The organism is Bradyrhizobium frederickii, assembly GCF_004570865.1.
Classification (GTDB): domain Bacteria; phylum Pseudomonadota; class Alphaproteobacteria; order Rhizobiales; family Xanthobacteraceae; genus Bradyrhizobium; species Bradyrhizobium frederickii.
On record NZ_SPQS01000012.1, the window covers coordinates 20,237 to 41,074 of the forward strand.

Here is a 20,838-nt window from a genome sequence, read left to right on the forward strand (position 1 = left end):
TTACGGCGCGCGTCCCGACGTCGGCAGCGGCACCAGCCGCATCTCGGCCGTGCCGGCGTCCTGCGTGCGCACCAGCACCGCAAAGACGGTTTCGACCGCAAGCCGCACCGCGGCCTCCGTCGCCTGGCCCCTGGCCAGATGTGCTGCGATCAGGCCGGTGAGGAGATCGCCGGTGCCGTAAGGGCGGATTGGCAGGCGCTGCGTTGCAAAGCGCGACAATTGCCCGCCGGCACACAGGATCGTCTCCACCTGCCCTGCCGCCGTGTCGGCGAGCGTGCAGCCGGTCGCGACGACGTCGATGCGGCCGGTCCCCGCCAGCGCCGCACACGCCGTGCGCAGGCCCTGCGCATCCGCGATCGTGAGACCTGAGAGCAGCTCGAGCTCGAACTGGTTTGGCGTCGTCAGGTTTGCCGCCGGCAGCAGCCGGTGCCGGACCACGTCCAAAATGCCGTCGGCGACATAGACGCGGCCGTCATCGCCGATCACGGGATCGCAGAGATAGACAAGCTTCGCATTCCGCGTCAGCGCCCGCTCGACGAAATCGGCGATCACGGCGGCATTGCCCGGCGAGCCGAGATAGCCGGTCACGAGCACGGCCGCCTCGTCGACCAGCCCGCGCTCCTCGACACCCTTCAGGAGATCGGCGACGAGCTCGGTCTCCAGCACGCGGCCGCGCAGGCTCGGATAGCGCGGATGGTTGGACAGCAGCGTCGTCGGCACCGCCGCAACGTTCACGCCCTCCGCCTGCATGGCGTAGGCGGCCGCGCTGTTGCCGACATGGCCGTGGACAACCTGGCTTTGAATGGAGATGACGAGCATGAAAAGGTCCGTACGGACAAACGTCAGGCGATGCAACAGGCGCCCCGGATCTCAAACTTCAGCGCCGTGTCAATTCCCCGAGATAAGCACAGAACATGTCAGCCAGCCCGTCGGCATAACGCGCGATCTCGGCGGCGCTGCGCGGCGTCTCCGAAAACCGCTTGCCGACCTCACTCAGCGTCGTCTTGATCAGCTCGCCAGCAAGCTCGCGTGCGGCCGCGGAGGCTTTCGGCAGCGCTTCCCGCATGAACGCCGCGATGATCCCCTCCCCCGCGGCCCGAGCGTCGTGCGCCTCCGGCGCGTCGCGATAGAGCGGCGCGGCATCGTTGAGCGCGATGCGGATTGCGGCCTCCTCGCACTCGGAGCGGATGAAGGCATGGACCAGCGCGCGTAGCCGCGCCGGCGGCGGCTTCGTCCGGTCCGCCAGGATGCCGCGCAGCAGCTCGCTGGTGCGCCGCCACTCGTCGCTCTGGAGACGGAACAGGATCGCGGCCTTGTTGGGAAAATATTGATAGAGCGAGCCGACGCTCACCCCGGCGCGCTCCGCCACCCGCGCCGTGGTGAAACGCTGCGCGCCCTCCTTTGCCAGGACCTGAACAGCGGCATCGAGAATGGCCGTGACCAAGCCGGTCGAGCGGGCCTGTTGCGGCTGTTTTCGTGAGGAAACTGAACGGCTTCGACGATCGGCCATGGTGTGCCCGGTGAATGCGAATAGGAAATGCGACGAATTAGTCGTATTTCACCCGGCGCGCAAGCACGCGCTCTTCCTCACCCCTGGAGACCTCGAATGACCACCCCAATCATCACATCGCTTGCGCCGCTGCTGGATCGCCTGTTCGACGAGGCCGAGGCAGCAAGCGGCGCAACGCGAGCCGCCGTCGCCGATTTGTCCGAGGCAGACCGGGCGCGGATGATGCGGAGCAAGACCGATTACCGCGCCCTCTACGGACGCCTGAAGGACGTCCCGCTCGCGGTCTCGCGCGAGACCGGAACACTGCTCTACATGCTGACGCGCAGCTCCGGCGCGCGGACGATCGTCGAGTTCGGCACATCGTTCGGCATCTCGACGCTGCACCTTGCCGCAGGCTTGCGCGACAATGGTGGCGGCCGCCTCATCACCAGCGAGTTCGAGTCGTCCAAAGCGGCGCGGGCGCGAGAAAACCTCTCGGCTGGCGGCTTGATCGATCTCGTCGAAATCCGCGAGGGCGACGCGCTGACAACGCTTCAAGCCGATCTGCCCGATACGATTGATCTCGTGCTGCTCGATGGCGCCAAGGCGCTCTACCCGGATATCCTCGATCTGCTGGAAAACCGCCTCGGACCGGGTGCGATCATCGTCGCCGACAATGCCGACGACAGCCCGGACTATCTGGCGCGCGTACGCAGGCCCGGAAGCGGCTACATGTCGACGCCCTTCGCCGAAGACGTCGAACTCTCCGTGCGGATCAGCTAGCGCTGGATCGACGCACCGCAGGATCCCGAGCCGCCGCACCATGATCGCGCGGCGGCATCGTATGCCTCAGCACAGGTCCTCGGGCCCCGTTTGCTCCAATCGGTGTCGCAGGTTCGTCACTCACACATGATATCTGCTCGCGGCAAAAAGCCGTCCATGGGGTTGGCTTGGCTGCCCTACGGTATCTCTCTCACGCCGAGAGGCTCATGACCTCCGCTCTCAATGCTTACGCGGCCCTTGCCCTCGCCATCGTGTTCGAGGTCACCGCATCGGCGCTTCTGCAGCAGTCCGCGCAGTTCACCCGTCCCTGGCCGACGCTGGCGATGGTGATGTTCTACGTCGCCTCGTTCTATGCGCTGTCGGTCGCGATCCGGGTCATTCCGTTGAGCATCGCCTATGCGATCTGGGGCGGCGTCGGCATCATCCTGACCGCCACCGTCTCCTTCGTGCTGTTCCGTCAGATACTGGACTCCGCAGCCTTCGTCGGCATCGCCCTGATCGTATCAGGGGTCGTGGTCATCAACCTGTTCTCGGAGAGTGCGGTGCGTTGATCTCGGAAAGCTGCGGCGCGCAGAGCTACTGGCTCTGCACCGGCTTGGGCTGATGCGGGATGGATCGCGCCGGCTTCTTCGCGGGCTTGGCCGCAGCGCCCGGCGGCGGCGCGTCGACCGATACCAGATAGGCGGCGAGCACCTTGGCCGAGTCCGAGCTGGTCGCGTAATGGTCCTTCAGGAACCAGGACAGCGTCAGGGTGAAGCGACCCTTGGCAAGGCCGCGCGGACTGCGATGGCAGGTTGTACAGCCGTCGGCGAAGAGCTTGGCGGGCGACTTGCCGGCGTCGAGGTTTTGCGCGGCTGCGACCGTCGCCGTCAAAACGGCCACGGCTGCAAGACTTATCAGGGGCACGATCCGCGTGCGCCCCGGTCCAAACAGCGATGTCAAATGTCGTCCCCTCGCGCAGCTGTCGGTCAGGCTGCCGACAGCTGATCGAATTCGGGCGGCGCGTAGGCCTTGCCGTCCTGGTCGGTGATCACGACCCGCCACCCTTCGCTCGCCCACACCCTTGCCTTCGCCACGATGAGCAGCCGGCTCTCGCGGGCGAAACTGTACTTTTCGTTGTCGCGTTCTGCGACCATCTTGTAGGCCAATTCGCGTCCCCTTGCTCGCCCTGCACCCGGCCTCCTCGTGGCAGCGGGCTTTGGCGGCAATTCGCCGGGAGCGTGGCAATTTGGTGCCATCCGCAGGCACGGCGCCGGCGGCCGGCATCGCGATTGGCTGCTGGCGTCGCAGGCTTGCCCCGCCTGCGACGGCACCGGGGGGCCACCTTCATGTCGTGCTGAATCGGCCGCCGCGAGCCGGTCCGTCACATCAGCTGCAACGGAACCGAGCGTCCCAACTTCGAGCTCCGCTAAAGGATGATCCGGAAAAGTGCGCAGCGGTTTTCCGAAAAGATCATGCTTGAACAACAACCTAAAGCGCGATGACGATTCATCCTAATCGCATCGCGCTTTAGTGCACGCGGATGATATGGGGACGGCCGAGATCGATCAGTCCCTGCACCGCCGAGAGGCGGTCGTCGAGGGCTGCGATGGTGAGCAGCAGATTGTTACGGCGCTCGTCGAGCATGCCCATCTCGGCGCCGGTGAGTTTCGCGCTCATTCGTTCCTTGTGAATCCCTTCGAGGGATTCGCGCAGTCCGGCAATCAGATTGGCCAGCTGCTTGGCCTCTTTGGTCATCGACCGCTTCGCGACATTGTGGCGGCGCGTCTCCGCCTGGCTCTGTCTCATCGTCATCCTCCCGTGCCCCGCTGCCCCGAGTGGATGCTTGCATCTTTGGGTACACATCTTACGATCGATGAAATCTGCCCGCGAAGAACTTTCTTAAATTGTACGCGCAGGGAACCCGGATGAATCCAGCAGAAAGCCCGGCGCGAGGGCCGGGCTTTCCTTAGGGCTTCCTAGTGCTTCTGGTGGCCGCCGCCAGGGCCGCCGGCCTGGGCACCGCCGCCGCGAGGCGCGGCATTGACGTGCGGAGCGCCGCCACCGCCGTGCGGCATTGCAGGAGCAGCGGCACGGGGCGCCGGCATCTGCGCCCGGGCATTCATTGGCGCGCCGTGGCTCACGTTCGGCTGCGCGACATGCGGCGTCGCGGGTCTCGCAGCAGGTGCGGCGGAGACACGCGGCGCTTCATGCGCGCGGCCCATCGGCTGGGTACGCACCGCAGCGGGGCTGGCGGCCCGTTCGTGCATCATGCGGGCCTGGGCATCGCGCGGATTGCGAGCCTGCACATTGGTCCGCTCATGCGCGATGCGCTCGCTCCGTCCGGCACGCGTCCGGTCGGCGGCAACAGCCGCGTCACGTTTCGTGATCGGAGCGTCACGTCTCGTGGTCGCAGCGTCGCGTTTCGTAATCGCGGTGTCGCGCTTCGCGATGGCGGCGTCGCGCGTGGCGATCGCGGCGTCGGGCCGCGCGTTCGCGGCGTTACGTCCGGAGATCGCGGCGCCCTTGCCCCGCACGCCTTCCCGTTCCAGAGCAACCGCCGCATCGCGCGTCGCCGCGCGACCGATGCGAGCCGCGCGCGGATCAAGCGTCATCCGGGTCGCGATGCTCTGGTGCGAACTCCAGTAGCTATTCCAATAGGCGTGACGACGATACCAGGGACGTCCCGAATAATAGCTCGACCAGTACGAGGTCAGCACGAAGGGGACGACGGGCACATCGATCACATCGGCGTAGTCGGGCAGATAGACGTAGTGGTTGCGATAGAGATATTCGAGATATTGCGACGAGACCCAGCCGCGATCGTCGGAGAAGCTGACGTCGCACCAGGCATTGCCGCGCAGGCAGCCATGGATGTTGACGCGGGCGCCGCCGGGGATGCGATCGACGAGGGGAAAGCCCGCGCCCGGCCCGGCGCGCAGGCCGGTCGAGACGGTGACGATGCCCGGCGCGGCCAGTGCGGCCGTTGGCGCGAGCAGCAATGCGGCAATCAAAACGGTCTTGAACTTCATGGCGTGTTCCTCCTCTTTCGAGTCGGAACGCGCTGGCGGAACGGGCGTTCCGTGCGCGAGGGGCGCATCCGTCAAAAGATTGAAACGCAGACGGCGCGCGGTTCAATATTCATTCGCCGTTCATCGGCGCAATGCGCAAGCGACCTGCCGGACCGTCAGTTGACCTGCAGCATGAAGGCGTCGAAGTACGATGCAAGCCCGGCAAAGTCGTCGAGCGGCAGCACGTTCGCGACATATTGGTCCGGCCTCACCACGACCATGCAACCGGCTTTCCGATCGATGCCGCGCATGGCGAAAACGTCGTGGCCGCTCTTGAGGTCCGGGCAGAACATCTTCTCGTAGTCGAGCAAGCCGTAACGGCCTTTTCGCGGGAGCAGCAGCGGCGGCATTGCCTCGACGGCGAGCTCACGATGGTTTTGCTGAAACACCGCGCGCAGATCGATCACGCTGTCGACGTCGGCGCCGCCCCGCGTATAGCGCCTGACCGGCGACTCCCTGGCCTCGGCGAGGAAATTGCAGAGCGCGCGAATGGCCGAGCCTGTGGCGGCAGGATCTTCCGCGGGAGAAAACGCATAGATCCGGAAACGGCCGTCGGCCTGCCCGGCGTGACCGAGATGGACCGGCTTTGCGTCAGCCAGCCGAATCACCGGCGCGGAATGGAAGCGCTTACCGATGACGAGGCCTTGCGCGAGGTGCTGATGCGACGCCGCGCCGGTGAGGAGCGAGGGCCTATAATGCGTCGCCGTGCCCGCGGTGTAGCGGCCGTGCCGGACGAAATAGTCCTGGGTCCTGGCTGCATCGGCGCCGCCGGCCTTGGCGGAGGCAAGAATGCCCGCCCATTCGCGGTCGAAATCGATCAGCTCCTTGGCGACGGCCTGGCGCTCGGCCGAATAGGAATGCAGCAGCTGTGGGGCGCACTGCTTCCGCATGACGGCCGCGAGCTTCCAGCCGAGATTGAAGGCGTCCTGCATCGAGACGTTCATGCCCTGCCCCGCCTTCGGGCTGTGGGTGTGGCAGGCATCGCCGGCAATGAAGATGCGCGGCAGGCGCGTTGCGATCTCCGCGTCCGGCACGTCGTCGAACTTATCGGTGAGGCGCTGACCGATCTCGTAGACCGACCACCAGGCGATCTCCTTCACCTCCAGCGTATGCGGCTTCAGGATCCGCTGCGCCTTGGCGATCACGTCGTCGGCGGTGATGTTGCGGCTCGCGACGCGCTCGCCGACCTCGAGCTTGGCGAGTTCGACATAGATGCGGACCATGTAGCCGCCTTCGCGCGGAATTATCAGCAGGCTGCCGTCCTTCGCCGACTGGATCAGCGACTTGAAGCGGATGTCCGGAAAATCCGTCACCGCCAGCACGTCCATCACACCCCAGGCGTGGTTGGCGGAATCGCCGTGCAGCTCGCGCCCGATCGACTTGCGCACCGTGCTGCGCGCGCCGTCGCAGCCGACGACATAGCGCGCCTTGATGGTCTCGACCTTGCCCTCGTTCGCGGCATCGACGCGTTCGAGGCGCACGGTCACGGCATGATCGCCGGGACGCGCGGCCGGATCGACCTGGAGGTCGAGAAGACGGCGGCTGTAAAAGGGTTCGAGCTTGGCCGGCGATTTGCGCATGATGTCGAGAAAGCCGTCATGGATGCGCGCCTGGTTGAGGATGACGTGCGGGAATTCGGACAACCCGTCCTCGACGTCCTGCACCCGGCCGCTGCGGACGATGGTGTCGGGTCGCCGTTCGTCCGGCTTCCAGAACGTGGTCTCGTTGACCCAATAGGCCTCCTTCAGCACGCGCTCGCTGAAGCCGTAGGCATGAAACATCTCCATGGTGCGGCAGGCGATGCCGTCGGCCTGCCCGACCAGCAGGCGGTCGGGCTTCTGCTCGACGATGCAGGTCTTGATGTCGGGGAATTGCGCGAGCTGCGCGGCGAGCGTGAGGCCGGCCGGCCCGCAGCCGACGATGAGGACATCGACCTCATCAGGCACCGCGCCCACTGCGCCGGAAGCCTGAACGCGGTCGGCGGGATCGGCAATCTCGGGATCGCCCGGCTGAAATCCATTGAGATGGAATTGCATGAGCACCTCTCCCGGCAACGTTCTGTTTGAATATTGCTCAGTATGCTGACTATCAGTATGCTTGTCAACGAGCCGTACCGTCGCTGTCCCAGGAGAAGAATTCGGTGAAAGACAACAACGACATGCCCGGGCATCTGGCGCGCCGGTTCCAGCAGATCGCGGTCGCGGTGTTCCTGGCCGAGGTCGAGGATGCCGGCTTCGACCTGACGCCGGTGCAATACGCCGCGCTCGCGACCATCAAGGCCAATCCGGGGCTCGACCAGGTGACGCTCGCAGGACTGATCGCCTATGACCGCACCACCATCACCGGCGTGATCGACCGCCTCGTGCAGAAGGGCCTTGCCGAGCGCCGTGCCTCCAGCCGCGACCGCCGGGCCCGCGAGCTCGTGATCACCGACGAGGGCCGGCGCACGCTGCGCAAGATCACACCGGCGGTGGAATCAGCCCAGCGCATCATGCTGCGCGGCCTCAGCGCGAAAGAGGGCGAGGAGCTGATGCGGCTGCTGCGCAAGGCGATTGCCGCCGGCAACGATCTGAGCCGCGCGCCGCTCCGGGACGTGCAGGCCTGATCGGGTAGCGTATCGACAATTGGCACGGTGCAACGAAACCAGGAACTAACCTTCGGCTGCTACGGTCGGCCCCGTTCAGCGCTTAACGCGCGATTAACTTTGCAGGTCGGGGGTTTTGCATGTTCAGGTGTCTCATCGCGGCCGCGGCCATCGCGCTCTCGACCGGCCATGCGTTCGCGAACGGCCATGGCGGCGGCGACCCTCCTCCGCCGAAGCCCGAGGCGACGACGGCGCCGGCGAAGGTGGTCATCACCAAGCAGGGCCCCAAGCTCGTCGATCTCAAGGGTATGACGCTCTATTACTACGAGCGCGACACCACCGGAAAGACATCGAACTGCAACGGCAAGTGCACCGAGAGCTGGGTGCCGCTGCCCGCAACGGCCGACGCCAAGGCGATCGGCGACTTCACCGTGATCAGCCGCAACGACGGCAGCAGGATGTGGGCGTACCGCTATCGTCCGCTCTACACCTCGCCCGCCGACAAGGCGCCCGGCGACGCCAACGGCAATGCCACGACGCTGCAATGGCGGATCGCGCGGCCTGAAAACTAAAGCGCGATGCGGTCAGCCCAGGCATGTGAAGGTCAGAGCGCGTAAGCTCTGTTAGCCCCGCCAGCCACCGCCCGTCTCTGCCCGCGCACTCTGTCCGGGCGGGAGCACCACGACCATCGAATTGAGCTTCACCCGGTCGTACAGGTCGATCACGTCCTCATTGCGCATCCGGATGCAGCCGGACGAGATCGCCTGCCCGATATATTCGGGCTGGTTGGTGCCGTGGATGCGATAGAGCGTGTCCTTGTTGCCGACATAGAGATAGATGCCCCGCGCGCCCAGCGGATTGGCGGGGCCACCGGGAACGCGCGCCGGATACGGTCCGAGCCGCGCCTGGATATCTGCCGTCGGAACCCAGTCCGGCCATTCCGCCAGGCGGCCGACCCGCGCGACGCCTGAGAAGGCCATGGCTTCCTCGCCGACCGCAACGCCGTAACGGATCGCCTTGCCGTCGGGCAGCACGTAATAGAGATAGCGCGCGTCGGTATCGACGAGGATGGTGCCGGGCTGCTCCTTGCGGTGATAGTCGACGATGTGACGGAGATATTGCTCGGGCACATTCGCCTGCGCATAAGGCGTATGCGCGAGCAGCTGCCGGTCGCGCGGCGTCATGCTTGCATCGGTCGACGGTGACAACGTCGTCTGCATGCAGCCGCCCAGCGGCAGCAAGGCGATAGCGAATAAAGCGATTAAAGATCTTGGCACCGCCGGCCCCTGTAGCGGATAGCAGCACCCCCAGCCCCGCCAGATGTTGCCAAAATCGTGCTGAAAAAAAGGCAGAGGGGAACACGTGCCCGTGTTCGACAAATTGGGTTCCATGACCACAAACGGCGGGAGACGTCGCATCATCTCCATCCCCTCGCCTTGCTTTGGTCAAACCCGGCTGGACTCGTGCGTCATCGGCCGGGCTCATCGGATTTGGATGGGCTCCCCTCAACAGATCGGCTCGCGCCAATGCGAGCGACCACGACTTAACACCCGGGCTACAACGCCTGGGCTTCAAAGGAGCTGCGATGCTCGCGACGCTGAACCCCAAGCAAATCGTCGATGAGATCGTGAAGGACACGGTCAAGGACAACGATCCGCACGACGCGATTCAGATTGCGCCCGACATCGTGCTGGCCTCGCGCCCCGCAAGCGTTGCACCCGCGTTGGCGCCTGACATCACGCCCCGTCCGGAACCGAAATTCGCCCCGCCGCCCAAAATCTCGCTGGAGCCCAAACGCTCCCTGGAGCCTAGATTCGCTCCTGTCTCGGAGCCGCCGGCGGCGCCGCCGCCCGCGATCGACACGGCCGTACGCGTCGCGGCGAGCGACGATCATGTCCGGCCGAAGCGATCCGCGGTGCGCAAGTGGCTGCGCGGTGCGTTCGTCACGTTTCTGTTTGCGGGAGGAAGCGCGGCTGCCACCATCGCCTGGGAGAAGCACGGCGATACAGCCAAACAGCAGCTCGCCGAATGGACGCCTGCTTTAACGTCGCTGGCGTCGCTGACGTCGCTGCTGCCCTCGACATCGCCGACCGCGCCGGTCGCCCCCGCGCAGGCCGCGGCGCCTGCGGAGCAAGCTGCCCCGCCCGCAGCGCAAATGGCAACCGATCGAGCCACCGATCAATCGGCTACGCCGCCTGTGGCGCAAGTTGCAGCGGCCGCGCCTGCGGCAACAGCTTCCGATGCAGCGCAGTCGGTGCAATCGATGACGCGCGACCTCGCTGCGATGGCGCAGCAGATCGAGCAGCTCAAGGCCAACATCGCCGAACTGAAGGCTGGACAGGAGCAGATGGCGCGCGAGATGGCGAAGCCGCCCGCGCCGAAACCGGTGGCCAACGCCAAGCCGGTCGATCCGCGCACACGCGCAGCCGCGCTGCCGCCGAAACCTCCGGCGCCGCCCACGGTTCGCAAGCCGCAGCCGGTCGTGTCGCACACCTACATGCCGGCTTATTCGCCCCCGCCGCTCGCGCCTGCCCCGCCGTCGTCGCAGGCCTCAGCCGTCCCGCCGCCGCCGGCCGCCACGACCCAGGCGGTTGCCGATGACGACGGACCCGTCGTGCGTCCGCCGATGCCGTTGCGTTAGACGCGCGCAATCCACATGGCGACAAGGCGCACGCTGTCCGAGTCGATATGATGCGTTGAGTCCGGGCAACTACGGGAAAGGATGTTTCCCGCTCAAGAGAGAAAAGGCCGTCGGGATCTATGCCGGCGGCCTTCTCTTGCAGCTGCCGGTTCCCGGAGCCCGGTTCTGCTGCAATTCCATGCCTTATGATTGCTTCGCGTATTTAATAAATTCTTAATGGCCCTGCGGGCTGCACATCATTTCTGCGCCATAAGCACAGAGATTGCGCGACCTTCTCATTCGATAGATATCGACTCAGTGGTACCATCCTGGACGTGTCGAGACTTCCATTGAAGACTTGTTTTCAAAGTCGGGTCGTCACATCGGGGAATTCGGATGCCTTACTACTCCTTCGATCTTGTGGTTGGTGAAGAGTTCAGGAACCAGGGCGGAATCATTCTCGAGGACATCGAGGTCGCCTCCGATCGCGCCGATCAACTCGCATGCGAGCTGTCGCAGGTGAAGCCGGAGCTGCAGCAGAGGGGTTGCGCGGTGCGCGTCACCGATCGCGATCACAACGAGCTCTATCGCACGCCGCTCGATCCGGTGCCGGCCTGGCGCCGCTGATCATTCGTCGAGCGCCGGCGGCTCGAACCAGTTCGTCAGCGCCAGTCCGCCGTCGACGACGAAGGCCGCGCCGGTGACATAGCCGGACAGCTTGTTCGACAGCACCGTGAGCGCCATCGGTGCGAGGTCGTTGGCCTCGCCGAGACGTCCGAGCGGAATGTGCCGCGCCAGCGCGGGATCCGCAACGAACCCGCCGGCCGCGATCGCACCAGGCACCAGCGCATTGACGCGGATGCCGTAGCGGCCGAACGTCTTGGCCAATTCCTTCACCAGCATCGCCATCCCTGCCTTCGCCGTGGAATAATGCGGCAGGTTGCGCGGCGTGCCCGCATGCAGCGAGGTAAGCAACAGGAACGAGCCCGGCCGCTTCGCCGCGATCAGGCGCTTTGCGAGTTCGCGCGCCAGATGAAAGCCGGCGTCGAGATTGACAGCGTGCATCTGCTGCCAGGTTCTGCGATCGACCGCGAGCGCATGATCGGCCTCGCGCCGCGGCGGCGATGCGCTGTGGACGAAATGCGTGATCTCGCCCAATGCCGCCTTCGCCGCTTCGAGCAGCGCCTCGCATGCGTCCAGCTCGGCGAGATCGCCGACCCAGGGCACGGCGAGTTCGGGCCGCGGGCTGGCGCCGATCGCAGCACTCACCCGCTCGGCATCGACGTCGGCAAACACGGTCCGGACGCCCTCGCCGACCAGAGCCTGCGCGATGGCGCGGCCGATGCCGTTGCCGGCGCCAGTCACGAGCGCCGCGTCACGGGTGGGATCGAACGGCGTGCTGAACAGGCTCATGTCGCTCTCCGAGGCCGGGATGCGGGCCACGATAGCGCACCGCGGGGCGAAGCGACAAATTCGCAGCCCCACCATTGCCGAGCCGCTCGCCGGACGCTAGCCTCTGCAAAAAATCGGAGGAGATACCAAGGATGCGCTACGGTTTCGTGATGGCTGGCCTGTTGTTGATCGCCGCTCCGGCCCAAGCCGAGGACCATCCGCGCTCAACCTATGTGACGATGGTCCTGCAGGCCTTCGCCGCCAAGGTCGAATGCCCGGGCACCGACGTCGTCTACCAGGACCTCGTCGAGAAGGCACAGCAAATGCACCTGCCCGAGGGCACCACCGAGAAGGTGCGCAAGGCGATCGCCTGGATGCACACCGGCGGCAAGATGGGCGAGAAGCAGGATGACGATTTGATGGCCGAGGTCGCGGTGGCGACCCAGGCGACCGATCTCAACCAGCGCCGCCTCGGCATGCCCAGTTGGTGCGAGGCCCAGAAGACCAACCTCGCCGGCCTGATCCGCGCCAAGGGCGGCTAGCAAGGGCGGCTAGCAGGCCGGTTTTCGCGGCGTTAAGCACGCGGCCGCGAGATTTTCCGTCGGCCAACAATTGTCACAATTCTGGAAAGCATGCGGGGCCTCTTCGAATTCGAACAGGAACCTCTCATGCGGATGATCCATTTCGTTTTCGCCGGCACGCTCGCGGCCGCCACGGTGCTCACCGGCCCTGTGCTGGCGAAGAATTCAAACAGCCAGAAAGCCGAGGGCAATTCGCCCTCTTCCGGTTGCAGCGCGTATCAGCAGGCGCCTGACGGGACCTGGGAGCCGCTCCCTTGCAAGGAAGCAGGGGACCGCAGCCAGTCGCAGACCCGCCGATCCCAATCGCAGGGAACCGAGCGCGACGGCCGTTGACGCGGCTTGCTGCTGCGGCGGTCAGCTCTGGTGAGGCCCACGCATGATCTTCATGGCGTCGGCGATGTGACGCCACTCCCTGGCCTCATCGCCCTCGCCGCGGCTCTCGCAGGCCTGGGCCTGCTCGGCGGCCTTCGCGATCGCAGCAAAACCGTGCTGTTCGAGCATCTGCCGTGCAACGGTATGGACCTGGACCTCGGACATCATGGGCGCTCTCCGTCTGACGAAACCGCGGGGACCTGGCTTGGCTCTCCGCGGTTTTCGGTAACGATTTGGCCGCAGGCCCCGTTCCGCCCGCCGCCGATCACATCGGCAGGCTTGGGCGCCTGAGTGACGCGAACGACAAAGGCGGCCCGCTATGCCCAGCGGACCGCCTTCTCACCCACCCCAAATGGCTCGTCGTCGGCCGCGATCCCTACGCGACCGCCGCTTTCTTGCGCTCGAAATCGTTGGGCACCTCGATATCGACCTCCAGGGTCGACACCTCGTCGCCGCGTTCGAGCCGGACGATGACCTTGGTCGGGTCCAGCGTGACGTGCTTGGAGACGACGGCAAGGATTTCCTCACGCAGCACGCCGAGCAGATCGGGCTGGCCACGCATTCCGCGCTCATGGGCAAGCAGGATCTGCAGCCGTTCGCGCGCGACGGGTGCAGAGGCCTTGTTGCCGCGGAGAAGCCGAAGCAGACCCATGCTCATGCCGCCCTCCGTCGCAGCAGGCGATCCATGAAGCCCTTGCGCTCGGTCGGCACCTGCATCGGCACGGTGTCGCCGCATAGCCGGCGTGCCGCGTCGATATAGGCCCGCGCTGGTGCGCCGTCGGCATTCGACAGCGTCACCGGCGTGCCGACGTTGGAGGCACGCAGCACGTCCTGGCTCTCGGGGATGATGCCGAGCAAGGGTGTTGCGAGGATCTCGAGGATGTCGTCGATCGTCAGCATCTCGCCGCGCGCGGCGCGGGAGGGATCGTAGCGGGTGATGAGAATGTGCTTCTCGACCCGCTCGCCCTTCTCGGCCCGCACGGTCTTGGAATCGAGCATGCCGATGATGCGGTCGGAATCGCGCACCGAGGACACTTCGGGATTGGTGACGATCACGGCCTCGTCGGCAAAGCGCATCGCCATGGACGCGCCGCGCTCGATGCCGGCCGGGCTGTCGCAGATCACCCAGTCGAAGCGGCTGCGCAGGTCGGCGATGACCTTGCCGACACCCTCTTCCGTTAGCGCGTCCTTGTCGCGGGTCTGCGAGGCCGGCAGCAGCCAGAGGTTCTCCAGCCGCTTGTCGCGGATCAGAGCCTGCGGCAGCTTGGCCACGCCCTGCACCACGTTGATGAGGTCGAACACGACGCGGCGCTCGGCGCCCATCACGAGGTCGAGGTTGCGCAGGCCGACGTCGAAGTCGACGACGACGACCTTGTCGCCGCGCTGCGCCAGCGCGGCCCCCAGCGCGGCGGTGGTCGTGGTCTTGCCGACCCCGCCCTTGCCTGATGTCACGACCAGTACCTTGGCCATTTCTGAAATCTCCTTCTGATCAGTTCAGCGCGGTAATTCGCATGGTGTTGCCCTGCAGGAAGGCCTGGGCTGGCCGACCGCGAAGCGCGGCGTCGATATCGTCGGCGGTCTGATAAAACCCATCGATCGCAAGCAGTTCGGCTTCGATCTTCTGGCAATAGATGCGCGCGCTCGTGTGACCGTTGACGCCCGCCATGGCGCGGCCGCGCAGGGCGCCGTAGACGTGGATCGAGCCGCCGGCGACGACTTCCGCGCCCGATCCGACCGAACCCAGGATGGTGACGTCGCCGTCCGGGAAGATCACGGTCTGGCCCGAGCGCACCGGGTTTTCGAGCAGCAGCGAGGTTGGCTTGGTCTCGGACTTCGTCTCGGGCTTCTTCGGCGCGGTCGGCTCGACCACGCAGCTGCGCCCGCCCGACAGCAGCGGCGGCATCATCGGCGTGAGCTTCGCCTCCTCCACGCCCTCGATGCCGAGCACCCGGATGTTGCGGTCCTGCAGGCTGGTGAGCAGGTGACCGATGCCGGACTGGCTGAGATCGACCGAGGACAAATCGATCACCACGGGCCGGCCGGCAAAGAAGCCCGGCGAGCGCGCAATGGTGGCGTCGATCTCGTGCAGCCAGTCCTGGACCGGAACCGTCGGCGTAAACACGAAGGCCACATAGGAGCGCCCGCGCAGGCGTACCATTTGGCGTTGAGGTTTGACTGCAGCCTCCATGGCGGCCGACTCGTTCCCTGTTATTGAATGGTTAACGATGCGGCGGATATGGTTAACGGCCGGTTAATTCTCCGCGGGATTACGTGGGGGATGGGGCCGGTTGGCGCCGCTCGCGTGTCCCGGACGCGCCGCAGCGTGCAACGCTGCTGCGCAGAGCCGGGACCCAAGCCGCCAGGGTCATGCCCTCGGCGAAATGGGCCCCGGCTCTGCAGCGCAACGTCCAAGGGACGGTGCGCAGCGTCCGGGGCACGAGCCGAGAACGAAGCGACGCCTCGTCCTCTACTTCTTCACCCTGCTCGCATCCATTTTGATTGCAAAGCGCAAGCGTGCCCACCATGCTAAGTGGCGCAAGTCGTGGTGGGCACGGCGCAAGTGCGCCTTTGCCCACTCTTCAAGCGCGGCGCAATCGCGGCACCGCGCCTCTCACTTCAGCTCTTGTTGCGCATCTTGCTGAGCAGGTAATTGTCGTAGAAGTTTTCCGCGATCTGCGTATAGAACAGCAGCTGCTTCATATACGCGTCGTGGCTTTCCTTGGTGCGCTTGAACAGATCGCTCTTGGCGGCGAGCTCGTTCAGATGGTCCTGGGTCGCGTTGTAGCAGGCCTCCAGCACCGGTTGCGGGAATGCCTTCAGCTCCGCGCCATTGGCGAGCAGCCGCTTCAGCGCCGCCGGATTCACACTGTCGTATTTCTCGAGCATCCAGGCGCCGGCCGCCGAGCCGGCCTGGTTGACGATCGCCTGATACTGCTTGGGCAGCGACGCCCATTTCTCGTCGTTGACGATCATGTGCAGCATGGCGCCGCCTTCCCACCAGCCCGGGAAATAATAATATTTGGCGACCTTCTGGAAGCCGAGCTTCTCATCGTCATAGGGACCGACGAATTCGGCGGCGTCGATCGTGCCCTTCTCGAGGGCCGGATACACATCGCCGCCCGCGATCTGCTGCGGAACGACGCCGAGCCTTGCCAGCACATGGCCGCCCATGCCGGCGATGCGGAATTTGAGCCCCTTGAGGTCGTCGACGGTCTTGATCTCCTTGCGGAACCAGCCGCCCATCTGGGTGCCGGAATTGCCGCAGAGGATCGCATGGGCCTTGAACGGCTTGAGCGCCTCGTTGGCAAGGTCGGCGCCGCCGCCGAAGTGCCACCACGATTCCTGATGGCGATGGTTCATGCCGAAGGGCGCGCCGGTGGCATAGGCCAGAGCGGGCTCCTTGCCGATGTAGAAATAGAGCGGGGTCTGCGCCATCTCCACCGAGGCGGTGCTGACGGCATCGAGCGCCTGCAAGCCCGGAACGATCTCGCCAGCGCCGAAGGTCTGGATCTGGAATTTGTTGTCGGTGGCCTCCGCAACGTATTTCGCGAAGGTTTGCGCCGTGCCGTAGATGGTATCCAGCGACTTCGGGAAGCTCGAGGTCAGGCGCCATTTGATCTCGGGCGCGCTCTGCGCGATCGCAGGTGCAGCAACCAGCGTCGTCGCGCCGGCAACCGCGCCGCCCTTAAGGAATGTACGGCGTTTCATGATGGGCTCTCCTGAAAGTAAGTTTCGAACATGCGGGCTTGCGGCAACGGTCGTCGCGGATCGTTTGCCCGTTCCTGCAGCGCAGTTCAAGCTGTGCGGACGAGGCCCGTAGGCGCTCAGAGCAACTTCGCGCTGACGAACAGCGCTCGCACGGCGTTGGTCGCCTGCACCGCCAGCATCGCATTACCGGCAGCGCCTTCCAGGGCCGCGACGGCGTCCTCGTGCAGGGAGCGGAATTCCATCCACTCGACCGACTTGAAGTTGGTGAGGAATTGATAGGCCTGGCCGACAGTCGCGATCGCCAGCGTATCGCCGTTCAGCTTGATCTTGAACGTCGTACGCAGCGGGGTCTCGGAACTTGATGGATCACTCATGGGCTGCTTCTGGACGATGACGGCTTAACGAAGGGGAAACGGCAGCCCTGCCGTAGCAGGCAAGAATATCAGGAGTCGGTGCTCGCGCGTTGCGCGACGGTCGTCGCCCCGCTCAGGCTCGGCACCACGACCAGGCGGTTGAACTCGCCATTGTCGTAAGCTTTGAGGAAACGATCATAGTCCTTGATCGAGACGCAGCCGTTGGAATCGCCACGCGGCCCGAGCAGGTAGCTATGGGTGAGAAGGCCGACGCGGCCGAGCGCGCTGGTGCCCTCGGTCGGCGTCAAGCGCAGCGCGCGGATGCCGTGGAACAGCTTCTCGCGCGGCTTCAGATCGTAGATCGCGGGCGGGGTCGCGCCGACCATGCGCTGATCGACATGATCGGGGTCGTCCATCAGCGCGCCCATGCCGGAATGGGCTTCGAGCACGACGCCGCTCGGCAGGTAAAGCGCCTTGGCCTTGATGTCATAGACGGCGGTCCGCGAATCGTAGCCGAGGGCGGCGAGATCCGGTGCCTTGCTGAACAGGCCGTCGCCGGGCGTCAGCGACGCCAGCCTGATCTTGTCGGTGAATTTCTCGAAGAAGTTGCGGTTGTCGACCCTGGGATTGGTGGTGTCGGCATAGGCCTGACTGGAGGCGATCTGGGCGGAGAGGTCAGCCTGAACCGGGCGCGAGCGCGGCATCGGGATGGCGTCGGCGCGCTGCGAGGACCTGGTCTCCTCGGTCATGAACCGGTCATCGTCGGTCAGGGTCGAACGCCAATCGCTGCCCTGGAGCTTCTGCGCCAGCATCGCCTTGGCGTCGCGGAGCTTGAGCTGGACCGTACTCACGGCGGAACGCTCCAGCGTCCGCAGGCCGAGGTCCCGGGCCGGCGGATTGGCGGCCGCCGAAGCGAAGCGATCCTCAAAAGAAGGGGTATTGGCCGGCGGCAAGGCGGCGGAGACTAGCGCGCTGGACTCGCTCAAGCTCGAAGCTCCGATGTCCGCGACCCAGGCGGCGGCACCCATCGCCAGCGCGACGGCAGCCAGAGACAGCAAAACGCGCTCCGCCCGCCCAATACGGCGGCGCGGCAACAGCCTCTCGGCGCGTGCGCGGTCGGAAACCATCAGATCCCCAAATCGACCCCCGGGGGGCCCAACCCCCGCCCGGAGACTCTATACCAGCTACCACATTGGGAGCCAAAAGTTAGGCATAATCGCGGCCGGCAAGGGCCTGACAGGGCATCCCCGGGGTATCCAATGACCGATCCTTTCGATCTCGAGCGCTTCGTCAGGGCCCAGGACCCGGTTTTTCGCGCCGTCGAGGGGGAGCTGGCCCGGGGCCGGAAGCAGACTCACTGGATGTGGTTCGTCTTCCCGCAAATCACCGGTCTCGGCTTCAGCTCCATGTCGCAGCGCTACGCCATCGGCTCCCGCGCCGAGGCGAAGGCCTATCTCGCCCATCCCGTGCTCGGGGCGCGCCTGATCGAATGCACCGGGCTCGTGCTCGCCGTCCAGGGACGGAGCATCAATGCGATCCTCGGCGCGCCGGACGACGCCAAATTCCGCTCGTCGATGACGCTGTTCGGCGCAGTGTCCGATGAGCCCATTTTCGGCGCGGCCCTCGCCCGCTATTTCGCAGGCGAGCGCGACGTCGCGACACTGGAGATCCTGTCGAAGCTGGATCGGCGGGCCTAGCCTCCGATCAACGCCCCTGGGGGGCATCGGCCAGAGCGTAAACCCGAGATTAACACCGGCAAACTATCGTCCGGGCAAAATAATTCGCCGTTATTTGCCGGACAGATTATGAAAATCGGTACGCTCCTGACGACCGCCATCATTTCGCTCTCGACCGTGGGCGGCGGCCTCGCCGTCTACGTCGCCCTGACCAAGTACCAGACGATGGAGCGCATCACCGAGGCTCAAGGCCGGCTGGCGATCGTCCGCGCCGTCAGCGACATCCCGCGCTACCTCAATCCCGAACGCGGCTTTTCCACCAACATCCTATATGGGCCCGCCAGCATCGACCCGGCGTTGCTCGCCGAGCAGGACAAGCTGCGCAAGCAGACCGACGGCGCCCGCGACAAGATGAACGGGCTGCGCAAGGAGCTGCCCGGCTCGTTCAACGACGGCGCTGCCATCGGCAGCAATATCGACGGCATCAATGCGAAATTCACCGCGCTGCGCGAGGCCATCGACAAGGCGCTCACCGGGCCGGCCGAGGCGCGCAAGGACGCGGCCAAGAGGATCGTCGCCGACAACGCCGTGCTCAACAGCGGCGTGACCGCGCTGCTCAACGAGCAGGTCCGCCGCATGGCGATCCTCAACGGCGACGCCTACCGCCAGGCCAGCTACGCCAACATCGCGATGACGCTGCGCGACGTCGGCGGCTTCAATTCCAGCCTGCACAAGAATCTCGTCGGCGGCAAGAAGCCGGCGACCGACGCCGAGAAGGCCGACATCGCCCGCTCGCAGGGCCGCAACGACCAGCTCGTGATGGCGCTACAGGAACTGCGCGGCAATCCGGCAACGCCGGCGAACGTCGCCGCCGCGCTCGAGAAATTCAACGCGACCTATGTCGAGGAGTTCGGCCGCGAGCTCAAGCTGGTCAAGGACGGTGCGGTCAGCGGCAAGTACGAACACGACATGGAGACCTATTACGCCGCTACGCAGCGCGGCCTCGGCACCATCATCGAGGTTCGCGACGCGTTCTATGACAATGCCGAGCAGATCCTCACCGGAGCCTCCTCCGCCGCGCGCACCAGCTTCACCGTCGCGCTTGCAGGCCTTGTCGCCGTGTTGGTCGCGAGCGTCGGCCTCGTCGTGATGGTCCGCCGCCGCGTCTGCGCTCCGATCGTCAACCTGACGACGCGGATGTCGCGCCTTGCCGAGGGCGAGGTCGCGGACAGCATTCCCGGCGCCGAGCGCTCCGACGAGATCGGGGCGATGGCTGCGGCCGTTCAGGTCTTCAAGGACAACATGATCCGGGCCGACCGGCTCGCGGCCGAGAAGCAGGCCGAGAACGACGGCAAGATGCGCCGTGCCCAGGCACTCGACGAGCTCACCCGCGCCTTCGAGGCCAAGGTCACCGAGCTCGTCGGCGGCCTGTCCCGGGCCTCCGCGACCATGGAAAGCACCGCGCAGTCGATGACCTCGACGGCGGCCCAGACCAACAGCCAGGCCGCGGTCGTCGCCGCTGCCTCCGAGCAGACCTCGAGCAACGTGCAGACGGTCGCCAGCGCCACCGAAGAGCTGACCTCCTCGATCTCCGAGATCGGCCGCCAGGTCGCACAAAGCACCGAGATCGCGGCCCGCGCCGTCGACAACGCCCGCCGCACCGGCGACACCGCACGCACGCTGGCCGAGGGCGCGCAGAAGATCGGCGACGTCGTCACGCTGATCCAGAGCATCGCCGAACAGACCAATCTTCTCGCTCTCAACGCCACGATCGAGGCCGCCCGCGCCGGCGATGCCGGCCGCGGCTTTGCCGTGGTTGCCTCCGAAGTGAAATCGCTGGCGGGCCAGACCGCCAAGGCGACGACCGAAATCTCCGAGCAGATCGCGGCGATCCAGACCGCGAGCGACGAGACCGTGGCCGCGATCCGCAACGTCGCCGACGTCATCGGCGAGATCGACCAGATCGGCACCGCGATTGCCGCGGCGATCGAGGAACAGGGCTCGGCCACCAAGGAGATCGCCCGCAGCGTCCAGGAAGCCGCCCGCGGCACCCAGGAGGTCAACACCAACATCTCCGGCGTGCAGCGTGCCGCCGACGACACCGGCGCCGCCGCGCGGGAAGTGCTGGTCGCCGCCGAGCAGCTCTCGACCCAGTCGCGCGATCTCGCCGGACAGTTCGACCGCTTCCTCGGCGAGGTCAGGGCGGCGTAGGAGCAGATTCGTCTTCGCG

At 65.7% G+C, this 20,838-nt stretch carries 26 protein-coding genes; 10 read left to right on the forward strand and 16 right to left on the reverse strand.

The annotated features are described in order from the left end of the window. Nucleotides 1-819 (reverse strand): pyridoxal kinase, encoded by an 819-nt coding sequence (gene pdxY, locus E4K64_RS21270; protein ID WP_135165279.1) that lies wholly within the window; start codon nt 817-819, stop codon nt 1-3. A gap of 58 nt (nt 820-877) precedes the next feature. Beyond that, nucleotides 878-1,510, reverse strand: coding sequence for a TetR/AcrR family transcriptional regulator (locus E4K64_RS21275; RefSeq protein ID WP_135165280.1), 633 nt, complete (start codon nt 1,508-1,510; stop codon nt 878-880). A 96-nt stretch (nt 1,511-1,606) separates the two neighbouring features. On the opposite strand from E4K64_RS21275, the gene E4K64_RS21280 reads away from it, so the two are divergent. Both E4K64_RS21280 and E4K64_RS21285 read left to right on the forward strand, forming a co-directional pair. Continuing rightward, a complete protein-coding gene (locus E4K64_RS21280; RefSeq protein WP_135165281.1) occupies nt 1,607-2,272 on the forward strand; it encodes an O-methyltransferase in 666 nt (221 codons plus the stop codon). 206 nt (nt 2,273-2,478) lie between these two features. Then, nucleotides 2,479-2,823, forward strand: coding sequence for a DMT family transporter (locus E4K64_RS21285; protein WP_126258341.1), 345 nt, complete (start codon nt 2,479-2,481; stop codon nt 2,821-2,823). A 25-nt stretch (nt 2,824-2,848) separates the two neighbouring features. Here E4K64_RS21285 and E4K64_RS21290 read toward each other — a convergent pair whose 3' ends face one another. The 5 genes from E4K64_RS21290 to E4K64_RS21310 all read right to left on the reverse strand — a co-directional run bounded on the left by E4K64_RS21290 (nt 2,849) and on the right by E4K64_RS21310 (nt 7,358). Beyond that, a complete protein-coding gene (locus E4K64_RS21290; protein ID WP_135165447.1) occupies nt 2,849-3,169 on the reverse strand; it encodes a hypothetical protein in 321 nt (106 codons plus the stop codon). A gap of 71 nt (nt 3,170-3,240) precedes the next feature. After that, nucleotides 3,241-3,420, reverse strand: a complete 180-nt coding sequence (locus tag E4K64_RS21295) for a hypothetical protein (protein WP_135165282.1) — start codon at nt 3,418-3,420, stop codon at nt 3,241-3,243. A gap of 361 nt (nt 3,421-3,781) precedes the next feature. Then, complete coding sequence (locus tag E4K64_RS21300; RefSeq protein ID WP_167772164.1) at nt 3,782-4,060, reverse strand: hypothetical protein; 279 nt, start codon at nt 4,058-4,060, stop codon at nt 3,782-3,784. A gap of 170 nt (nt 4,061-4,230) precedes the next feature. Next, the gene (locus E4K64_RS21305) at nt 4,231-5,283 is read right to left on the reverse strand and encodes an SH3 domain-containing protein (protein ID WP_135165284.1); all 1,053 of its coding nucleotides are present in this window, start codon (nt 5,281-5,283) and stop codon (nt 4,231-4,233) included. 155 nt (nt 5,284-5,438) lie between these two features. Then, nucleotides 5,439-7,358, reverse strand: a complete 1,920-nt coding sequence (locus E4K64_RS21310) for an FAD-binding monooxygenase (RefSeq protein WP_167772165.1) — start codon at nt 7,356-7,358, stop codon at nt 5,439-5,441. Nucleotides 7,359-7,462: 104 nt separating this feature from the next. Here E4K64_RS21310 and E4K64_RS21315 point away from each other — a divergent pair, with 104 nt between their 5' ends. After that, the gene (locus E4K64_RS21315) at nt 7,463-7,927 is read left to right on the forward strand and encodes a MarR family winged helix-turn-helix transcriptional regulator (RefSeq protein ID WP_135165286.1); all 465 of its coding nucleotides are present in this window, start codon (nt 7,463-7,465) and stop codon (nt 7,925-7,927) included. 119 nt (nt 7,928-8,046) lie between these two features. Then, the gene (locus E4K64_RS21320; protein ID WP_135165287.1) at nt 8,047-8,478 is read left to right on the forward strand and encodes a COG4315 family predicted lipoprotein; all 432 of its coding nucleotides are present in this window, start codon (nt 8,047-8,049) and stop codon (nt 8,476-8,478) included. Nucleotides 8,479-8,529: 51 nt separating this feature from the next. Here the strand turns inward: E4K64_RS21320 and E4K64_RS21325 are convergent, their stop codons facing one another. Then, on the reverse strand, nt 8,530-9,126 hold the full coding sequence (locus E4K64_RS21325) for a L,D-transpeptidase (RefSeq protein ID WP_167772166.1): 597 nt from the start codon (nt 9,124-9,126) through the stop codon (nt 8,530-8,532). A gap of 365 nt (nt 9,127-9,491) precedes the next feature. Here E4K64_RS21325 and E4K64_RS21330 point away from each other — a divergent pair, with 365 nt between their 5' ends. Next, the gene (locus E4K64_RS21330; RefSeq protein WP_135165289.1) at nt 9,492-10,547 is read left to right on the forward strand and encodes a hypothetical protein; all 1,056 of its coding nucleotides are present in this window, start codon (nt 9,492-9,494) and stop codon (nt 10,545-10,547) included. A gap of 375 nt (nt 10,548-10,922) precedes the next feature. Next, on the forward strand, nt 10,923-11,153 hold the full coding sequence (locus E4K64_RS21335) for a DUF6894 family protein (protein WP_135165290.1): 231 nt from the start codon (nt 10,923-10,925) through the stop codon (nt 11,151-11,153). Here the strand turns inward: E4K64_RS21335 and E4K64_RS21340 are convergent, their stop codons facing one another. Next, complete coding sequence (locus E4K64_RS21340) at nt 11,154-11,939, reverse strand: SDR family NAD(P)-dependent oxidoreductase (RefSeq protein ID WP_135165291.1); 786 nt, start codon at nt 11,937-11,939, stop codon at nt 11,154-11,156. Between the two features lie 131 nt (nt 11,940-12,070). On the opposite strand from E4K64_RS21340, the gene E4K64_RS21345 reads away from it, so the two are divergent. Next, nucleotides 12,071-12,460, forward strand: a complete 390-nt coding sequence (locus E4K64_RS21345; protein WP_135165292.1) for a hypothetical protein — start codon at nt 12,071-12,073, stop codon at nt 12,458-12,460. Between the two features lie 126 nt (nt 12,461-12,586). Further along, the gene (locus E4K64_RS21350; protein WP_135165293.1) at nt 12,587-12,832 is read left to right on the forward strand and encodes a hypothetical protein; all 246 of its coding nucleotides are present in this window, start codon (nt 12,587-12,589) and stop codon (nt 12,830-12,832) included. Between the two features lie 21 nt (nt 12,833-12,853). Here the strand turns inward: E4K64_RS21350 and E4K64_RS21355 are convergent, their stop codons facing one another. The 7 genes from E4K64_RS21355 to E4K64_RS21385 all read right to left on the reverse strand — a co-directional run bounded on the left by E4K64_RS21355 (nt 12,854) and on the right by E4K64_RS21385 (nt 17,990). Further along, complete coding sequence (locus E4K64_RS21355) at nt 12,854-13,039, reverse strand: hypothetical protein (RefSeq protein ID WP_126258353.1); 186 nt, start codon at nt 13,037-13,039, stop codon at nt 12,854-12,856. A gap of 208 nt (nt 13,040-13,247) precedes the next feature. Next, complete coding sequence (gene minE, locus E4K64_RS21360; protein ID WP_028136732.1) at nt 13,248-13,529, reverse strand: cell division topological specificity factor MinE; 282 nt, start codon at nt 13,527-13,529, stop codon at nt 13,248-13,250. Then, on the reverse strand, nt 13,526-14,341 hold the full coding sequence (gene minD / locus E4K64_RS21365) for a septum site-determining protein MinD (protein ID WP_126258354.1): 816 nt from the start codon (nt 14,339-14,341) through the stop codon (nt 13,526-13,528). The genes minE and minD overlap by 4 nt, the downstream gene beginning before the upstream one ends. A 19-nt stretch (nt 14,342-14,360) precedes the next feature. Next, a complete protein-coding gene (gene minC, locus E4K64_RS21370; RefSeq protein WP_135165294.1) occupies nt 14,361-15,059 on the reverse strand; it encodes a septum site-determining protein MinC in 699 nt (232 codons plus the stop codon). 428 nt (nt 15,060-15,487) lie between these two features. Beyond that, nucleotides 15,488-16,579 carry a TRAP transporter substrate-binding protein gene (locus tag E4K64_RS21375; RefSeq protein ID WP_135165295.1) on the reverse strand — a complete coding sequence of 364 codons (1,092 nt, stop codon included), beginning with the start codon at nt 16,577-16,579 and terminating at the stop codon, nt 15,488-15,490. Nucleotides 16,580-16,695: 116 nt separating this feature from the next. Next, nucleotides 16,696-16,953 (reverse strand): hypothetical protein, encoded by a 258-nt coding sequence (locus tag E4K64_RS21380; RefSeq protein WP_024338019.1) that lies wholly within the window; start codon nt 16,951-16,953, stop codon nt 16,696-16,698. A gap of 68 nt (nt 16,954-17,021) precedes the next feature. Beyond that, the gene (locus E4K64_RS21385; RefSeq protein ID WP_167772167.1) at nt 17,022-17,990 is read right to left on the reverse strand and encodes a DUF2778 domain-containing protein; all 969 of its coding nucleotides are present in this window, start codon (nt 17,988-17,990) and stop codon (nt 17,022-17,024) included. 201 nt (nt 17,991-18,191) lie between these two features. On the opposite strand from E4K64_RS21385, the gene E4K64_RS21390 reads away from it, so the two are divergent. Together E4K64_RS21390 and E4K64_RS21395 are read left to right on the forward strand one after the other, a co-directional pair. Beyond that, nucleotides 18,192-18,629 carry a DUF1810 domain-containing protein gene (locus E4K64_RS21390; RefSeq protein ID WP_135165297.1) on the forward strand — a complete coding sequence of 146 codons (438 nt, stop codon included), beginning with the start codon at nt 18,192-18,194 and terminating at the stop codon, nt 18,627-18,629. A 108-nt stretch (nt 18,630-18,737) separates the two neighbouring features. Beyond that, nucleotides 18,738-20,819 (forward strand): methyl-accepting chemotaxis protein, encoded by a 2,082-nt coding sequence (locus E4K64_RS21395; RefSeq protein ID WP_135165298.1) that lies wholly within the window; start codon nt 18,738-18,740, stop codon nt 20,817-20,819. The last annotated feature ends 19 nt before the right edge of the window (nt 20,820-20,838 follow it).

Coding starts and splice junctions, on each gene's coding strand:
- pdxY (WP_135165279.1), bottom strand. CDS start 819: ATGCTCGTCATCTCCATTCAAAGCCAGGTTGTCCACGGCCATGTCGGC.
- E4K64_RS21275 (WP_135165280.1), bottom strand. CDS start 1,510: ATGGCCGATCGTCGAAGCCGTTCAGTTTCCTCACGAAAACAGCCGCAA.
- E4K64_RS21280 (WP_135165281.1), top strand. CDS start 1,607: ATGACCACCCCAATCATCACATCGCTTGCGCCGCTGCTGGATCGCCTG.
- E4K64_RS21285 (WP_126258341.1), top strand. CDS start 2,479: ATGACCTCCGCTCTCAATGCTTACGCGGCCCTTGCCCTCGCCATCGTG.
- E4K64_RS21300 (WP_167772164.1), bottom strand. CDS start 4,060: ATGAGACAGAGCCAGGCGGAGACGCGCCGCCACAATGTCGCGAAGCGG.
- E4K64_RS21305 (WP_135165284.1), bottom strand. CDS start 5,283: ATGAAGTTCAAGACCGTTTTGATTGCCGCATTGCTGCTCGCGCCAACG.
- E4K64_RS21310 (WP_167772165.1), bottom strand. CDS start 7,358: ATGCAATTCCATCTCAATGGATTTCAGCCGGGCGATCCCGAGATTGCC.
- E4K64_RS21320 (WP_135165287.1), top strand. CDS start 8,047: ATGTTCAGGTGTCTCATCGCGGCCGCGGCCATCGCGCTCTCGACCGGC.
- E4K64_RS21325 (WP_167772166.1), bottom strand. CDS start 9,126: ATGCAGACGACGTTGTCACCGTCGACCGATGCAAGCATGACGCCGCGC.
- E4K64_RS21330 (WP_135165289.1), top strand. CDS start 9,492: ATGCTCGCGACGCTGAACCCCAAGCAAATCGTCGATGAGATCGTGAAG.
- E4K64_RS21335 (WP_135165290.1), top strand. CDS start 10,923: ATGCCTTACTACTCCTTCGATCTTGTGGTTGGTGAAGAGTTCAGGAAC.
- E4K64_RS21340 (WP_135165291.1), bottom strand. CDS start 11,939: ATGAGCCTGTTCAGCACGCCGTTCGATCCCACCCGTGACGCGGCGCTC.
- E4K64_RS21345 (WP_135165292.1), top strand. CDS start 12,071: ATGCGCTACGGTTTCGTGATGGCTGGCCTGTTGTTGATCGCCGCTCCG.
- E4K64_RS21350 (WP_135165293.1), top strand. CDS start 12,587: ATGCGGATGATCCATTTCGTTTTCGCCGGCACGCTCGCGGCCGCCACG.
- E4K64_RS21355 (WP_126258353.1), bottom strand. CDS start 13,039: ATGATGTCCGAGGTCCAGGTCCATACCGTTGCACGGCAGATGCTCGAA.
- minE (WP_028136732.1), bottom strand. CDS start 13,529: ATGAGCATGGGTCTGCTTCGGCTTCTCCGCGGCAACAAGGCCTCTGCA.
- minD (WP_126258354.1), bottom strand. CDS start 14,341: ATGGCCAAGGTACTGGTCGTGACATCAGGCAAGGGCGGGGTCGGCAAG.
- minC (WP_135165294.1), bottom strand. CDS start 15,059: ATGGAGGCTGCAGTCAAACCTCAACGCCAAATGGTACGCCTGCGCGGG.
- E4K64_RS21375 (WP_135165295.1), bottom strand. CDS start 16,579: ATGAAACGCCGTACATTCCTTAAGGGCGGCGCGGTTGCCGGCGCGACG.
- E4K64_RS21380 (WP_024338019.1), bottom strand. CDS start 16,953: ATGAGTGATCCATCAAGTTCCGAGACCCCGCTGCGTACGACGTTCAAG.
- E4K64_RS21390 (WP_135165297.1), top strand. CDS start 18,192: ATGACCGATCCTTTCGATCTCGAGCGCTTCGTCAGGGCCCAGGACCCG.
- E4K64_RS21395 (WP_135165298.1), top strand. CDS start 18,738: ATGAAAATCGGTACGCTCCTGACGACCGCCATCATTTCGCTCTCGACC.